The organism is Mycobacterium sp. NPDC049093 (genome assembly GCF_040704635.1).
Taxonomy (GTDB): Bacteria; Actinomycetota; Actinomycetes; order Mycobacteriales; family Mycobacteriaceae; genus Mycobacterium.
The window spans coordinates 1-4,498 of sequence record NZ_JBEZJS010000023.1 but is presented as its reverse complement, the minus strand read 5'-3'; the positions used below and the strand labels follow the sequence as shown (position 1 = coordinate 4,498).

The 4,498-nt window shown below is 68.1% G+C and carries 6 protein-coding genes; 4 read left to right on the top strand and 2 right to left on the bottom strand.

All coding sequences use genetic code 11. From position 1 onward, the window contains the following. The coding region (locus AB0876_RS34180) for an integrase core domain-containing protein (protein WP_526044219.1) at positions 1 to 176 on the top strand (176 nt) is incomplete at its 5' end. Here AB0876_RS34180 and AB0876_RS34175 read toward each other — a convergent pair. Beyond that, positions 173 to 1,006 (bottom strand): aldo/keto reductase, encoded by an 834-nt coding sequence (locus AB0876_RS34175; protein ID WP_003889251.1) that lies wholly within the window; start codon positions 1,004 to 1,006, stop codon positions 173 to 175. The two genes, AB0876_RS34180 and AB0876_RS34175, sit on opposite strands and share 4 nt — an antisense overlap. 5 nt (positions 1,007 to 1,011) lie before the next feature. Next, complete coding sequence (locus tag AB0876_RS34170) at positions 1,012 to 1,842, bottom strand: aldo/keto reductase (RefSeq protein ID WP_040634844.1); 831 nt, start codon at positions 1,840 to 1,842, stop codon at positions 1,012 to 1,014. On the opposite strand from AB0876_RS34170, the gene AB0876_RS34165 reads away from it, so the two are divergent. From AB0876_RS34165 to AB0876_RS34155, 3 genes are read left to right on the top strand one after another with little or no spacing between them, the layout of a single operon-like run. Next, complete coding sequence (locus AB0876_RS34165) at positions 1,841 to 2,941, top strand: alpha/beta hydrolase (RefSeq protein ID WP_047041146.1); 1,101 nt, start codon at positions 1,841 to 1,843, stop codon at positions 2,939 to 2,941. The two genes, AB0876_RS34170 and AB0876_RS34165, sit on opposite strands and share 2 nt — an antisense overlap. A 35-nt stretch (positions 2,942 to 2,976) precedes the next feature. Next, complete coding sequence (locus AB0876_RS34160; protein WP_047041144.1) at positions 2,977 to 3,765, top strand: DsbA family protein; 789 nt, start codon at positions 2,977 to 2,979, stop codon at positions 3,763 to 3,765. Then, the gene (locus AB0876_RS34155; protein ID WP_003889255.1) at positions 3,762 to 4,394 is read left to right on the top strand and encodes a vitamin K epoxide reductase family protein; all 633 of its coding nucleotides are present in this window, start codon (positions 3,762 to 3,764) and stop codon (positions 4,392 to 4,394) included. The genes AB0876_RS34160 and AB0876_RS34155 overlap by 4 nt, the downstream gene beginning before the upstream one ends. Positions 4,395 to 4,498 lie beyond the last annotated feature (104 nt).

Below are 4,498 nucleotides of genomic sequence, written 5' to 3'. Positions count from 1 at the left end.
GCACCCTGACCACCGAATGGGCCTATGCGCAGACCTACCGCTCTGAGGCCGAACGCGCCGGAACCTACCAGCACTGGCTGCATCACTACAATCACCACCGACCCCACACCGGCATCGGCGGAATGACACCAATCGAGCGCCTACGCGTTCACAACCTACCCGTGAAGAACAACTAGCCGGTGTACGTCTCCGGGTCCGGGCGGTACCGGGTGCCGTCGTCCAGGCCGTTGAGCGCGGCCATCTGGTCGTCGGTGAGCTCGAAGTCGAACACCTCGAGGTTGGCCGCCAGGTGCTCCGGCGACCTCGACCGGGTGATGACCGAGTTGCCCAGCTGCAGGCTCCACTTGATCAGCACCTGCGCCGGGGTCTTGCCGTGCGCCTGGGCCACCGAGACGACGGTCTCGTTGTCCAGCAGCCGGCCCACGCCCAGCGGGCTGTACGCCTGGGTGACGATCCCGTAGCCCTTGTTCACCTCGCGCAGGTGCGCCTGGTTGAGCAGCGGGTGCAGCTCGATCTGGTTGACCGCGGGGGTGAAGAACGACAGGTCGATGACGTTCGACAGGTGCTCCTCGTGGAAGTTGGACACCCCGATGGACTTGGCGTCGCCGAGCTCCTTGTTCTTCATCAGCCCGCCCCAGCTGTCGATGTACTTGCCCTGCTCACCGGCGGGCCAGTGGATCAGGTACAGGTCGACGTAGCCGAGACCGAGTTCCTCGACACTCTTGCGGCAGGCGTCCTGCGCACTCTTGAAACCCTGGTCGCGGACGTCGAGCTTGCTGGTGACGAAGATCTCCTCGCGGGGCACCCCGGACTTGCGTACCGCGCGGCCGACGGCGGCCTCGTTGCCGTACGCGGCGGCGGTGTCGATCAGTCGGTAACCGGCCGACAGCGCCGCCAGCACCGCCTGCTCGGCGTCGGCCTCGGACAGCTCGCCGACGCCGATGCCGAGCACCGGCATGGTGTTGTCGTCGTTGAGCGTGACCGTCGGAATGGACGAGGAGGTCATGTCACCTACCCTGTGAACTCGAAATTTCTCGGGTCGGGACCCAGGCGAGTGCCATCGCCGAGCGACGAGATCGACGCCATGTCCTGCTCGCTCAACTCGAAGTCGAACACGTCGAAGTTGCTCACAATCCGCTCGGGGGTCACCGATTTCGGGATGACTATATTGCCGAGTTGGATATGCCACCTAATCAGTACCTGCGCCGGGGTGCGTCCGTGCGCCTCCGCGACTGAGGTGACGGTCGGATTCGCCAGCAGCGATCCCTGCCCCAGCGGGCTCCACGCCTCGGTGGCGATGCCCAGTTCGGCGTGTACCTCACGCAGCTCCTGCTGCTGAAGCAGCGGGTGCAGCTCGATCTGGTTGACGGCGGGCACGACGCCGGTGGCGTCGATCAGCGTGCGCAGGTGTTCGGGCTCGAAGTTGCTCACCCCGATCGAGCGGATCCGGCCCTGGTCACGCAGGTAGGCGAACGCCTTGAAGGTGTCGACGTACTTGTTGGTCTTCGGCATCGGCCAGTGCACCAGATACAGATCGAGATACTCCAGGCCCAGCCGCTCCATGCTCTTGTCGAACGCGGCCAGCGTGCTATCATAACCCTGGTCGGCGTTCCACAGCTTGGTCGTGATGTAGACGTCCTCGCGGCGCAGACCCGACTTGGCCAGCGCCTGCCCGACCTCGCGTTCGTTCTGGTAGGCGGCGGCGGTGTCGATGTGCCGGTAGCCCGCCTCCAGCGCCGTGGCAACCGCGCGCTCGGTGGCCTCCGGCGGCGTCTGCCAAACTCCGAGTCCAACCTGGGGGATCGCATTACCGTCATTCAGCGTGATCAAGGGAGATGCCATGACTGCGAGTCTGCCAGCTGACGGCGCGTACAGCCCGGGACGCAAGGAGGCGCTCGTCACCGCGATGGCGGGTGTCACCCTGCGCGCGTTGCCGCGCATCCCCGACCCGGTGAAACGCCTGCTGCTGGCGGGCCGCACGGTGACGGTGGACGGCAACACCCTCGACACCACGGTGCAGCTGATGCTCGCCGGGCAGAAGCTGGTCGGGATCGACGGTGGCACCAACAACGTGGCGGCGGCGCGGGCGCAGCTGCGCGACCTGTCCGGCGGGTTCCGGCAGGCGATCCCGGTGGCCGCGGTGAGAGATCTCACCGTGACCGGCGGGGACGGTGAGATCCCGGCCCGCCACTACGTTCCGCCCACATCCACCGCCGACACGGCCGCCCCGCTGCTGGTGTTCTTCCACGGCGGCGGCTTCGTGATCGGCGACCTCGACAGCCACGACGACCTGTGCCGGCTGATCTGCCGCGACGCCGGGGTGCACGTGCTGTCGGTCGACTACCGGCTGGCCCCCGAGCACAAGGCGCCCGCCGCCGCCGACGACGGGTTCGCCGCCTACCGCTGGGCGCGCGAGCACGCCGCCGAACTCGGTGCCGACCCGGACCGCGTCGCGGTCGGCGGGGACAGCGCCGGCGGCAACATCGCCGCCGTCGTCGCCCAGCGCGCCCGCGCCGAAGGAGTGCCGCAACCGGCGCTGCAACTGCTCATCTACCCGTGGACCAACCCCAGCGGCGAGACCCGGTCGCAGACCCTGTTCGCCTCCGGCTACTTCCTGACGAAGGCCGACATCGAGTGGTTCGCCGACAAGTACGTCACCGGTGCGTCGGTGCAGATCACCGATCCGGTCGTGTCACCGCTGCTGGCCGACGACCTGTCCGGGCTCGCGCCTGCACTGGTGCTGACCGGCGGCTTCGACCCACTGCGCGACGAGGGCGTGGCCTACGCCGAGGCACTGCGCGCCGCCGGGGTGGCCGTCGACCTGCGGCAGGCCGGTGCGCTGATCCACGGCTTCGCCAACATGTTCCCGATCGGGGGCGGTTGCGCGGCCGCGGTCGCCGACATGATCAGCGCGCTGCGCACCCGTCTGCGCGGCGTCTGACGGGCCGCGAAAACGCCGCCGGTACGCTTGTCCCCGTGGCCTCGAAACCGAAGAAGACCCCGAAGTACGACCTGAAGGCGGCCGACAAGAAACGCAATCTGGCCGTACAGATCGGGTTGACCGCGATCGTCGTGATCTTCGCCGTCGCGCTGGTGCTCTACATCGTCATGACCAAGGAGGACAAGCCCGGCGAGGGTGAGGCCAAGCCGATCCGGGTGGCGTCCAGCGACGTCATCACCGGTGACGACGGCGAGCCCAAGGCCGTGCTGTCGCTCTACGAGGACTTCCTGTGCCCGGCGTGCGGCAACTTCGAGAAGGCCTTCGGCCCGACGATCAACCGGCTGATCGACAGCGGCGCCGTGGCGGCCGACTACTACATGGTCTCGATCCTGGACCGGGCCGGCCAGGGGTACTCGACCCGCGCCGCGAACGCCGCCTACTGCGTGGCCGAAGCCGACACCGAGGCGTTCCGCCGCTTCCACGCCGCGCTGTACGCCCAGCAGCCGCCCGAGGGCGTCGGCCCGTTCCCGGACGAGGCCCGGCTGACCGAGGTGGCGCGCCAGGCCGGCGTCGTCGGCGACGTCCCGAACTGCATCGAGAAGGGCCGCTACGACGACATGGTCAAGGGCATGGCCAAGGCGACCGAGGTCAAGGCCACCCCGACCATCCGCATCAACGGCAAGGACTACAAGCCGACGACCCCCGACGCGCTGATCGACGAGATCAGGAGCATCGTCGGTGACCTGCCCGTGCTCGACGCCGGTGCGCCGCCGCCGAATCCGGATCCGACGACCCCGGCGCCCGCTCCCGCTCCCGCTCCATGAGCGTGAGCGCGCCAGGGGAGGTGTCCCCGGCCGAGCCGGACAGCCCCGAGCACGGTGGGGTGCACGTCGGGAGGCTGAGCGCGCTGTGGGTCCTGATCGCCGGCGTGGTGGGCCTCTCGTCGGCGCTGGCGCTGACCATCGAGAAGGTCGAGCTGCTCAAGAACCCGGCCTACGTGCCGACGTGCAGCCTCAACCCGGTGCTGTCCTGCGGTTCGGTGATGGTCACCCCGCAGGCCGCCGTGTTCGGTTTCCCGAACTCGCTGATCGGCATCGTGTCGTTCACCGTCGTGCTGGTGACCGGGGTGCTCGCGGTGGCCCGGGTTCAGCTGCCCCGCTGGTACTGGGCCGGGCTGGCGGTCGGCACGCTGCTGGGCACGGTGTTCGTGCACTGGCTGATCTACCAGAGCGTGTTCACCATCGGCGCGCTGTGCCTGTACTGCATGGTGGTGTGGTCGATGACCATCCCGCTGCTGGTCGTGGTGACGACGATCGCGGTGCAGCCGCAGCGCGGCAACGCCGTGCTGCGCGGGCTGCACACCTGGCGCTGGTCGATCGTGGCGCTGTGGTTCACCGCGGTGATCCTGTTGTGCCTGGTGCGGTTCTGGAGTTACTGGTCCACTCTGCTCTGAGGATCTAGGTGTAACTCCCAGACAGGTTGTGAACGGCGTGGTGAGCGGAAGTAGGTGAGGACCTCCGGTATCGGTGTGGTTACCAAACACGCACATCCGATTAC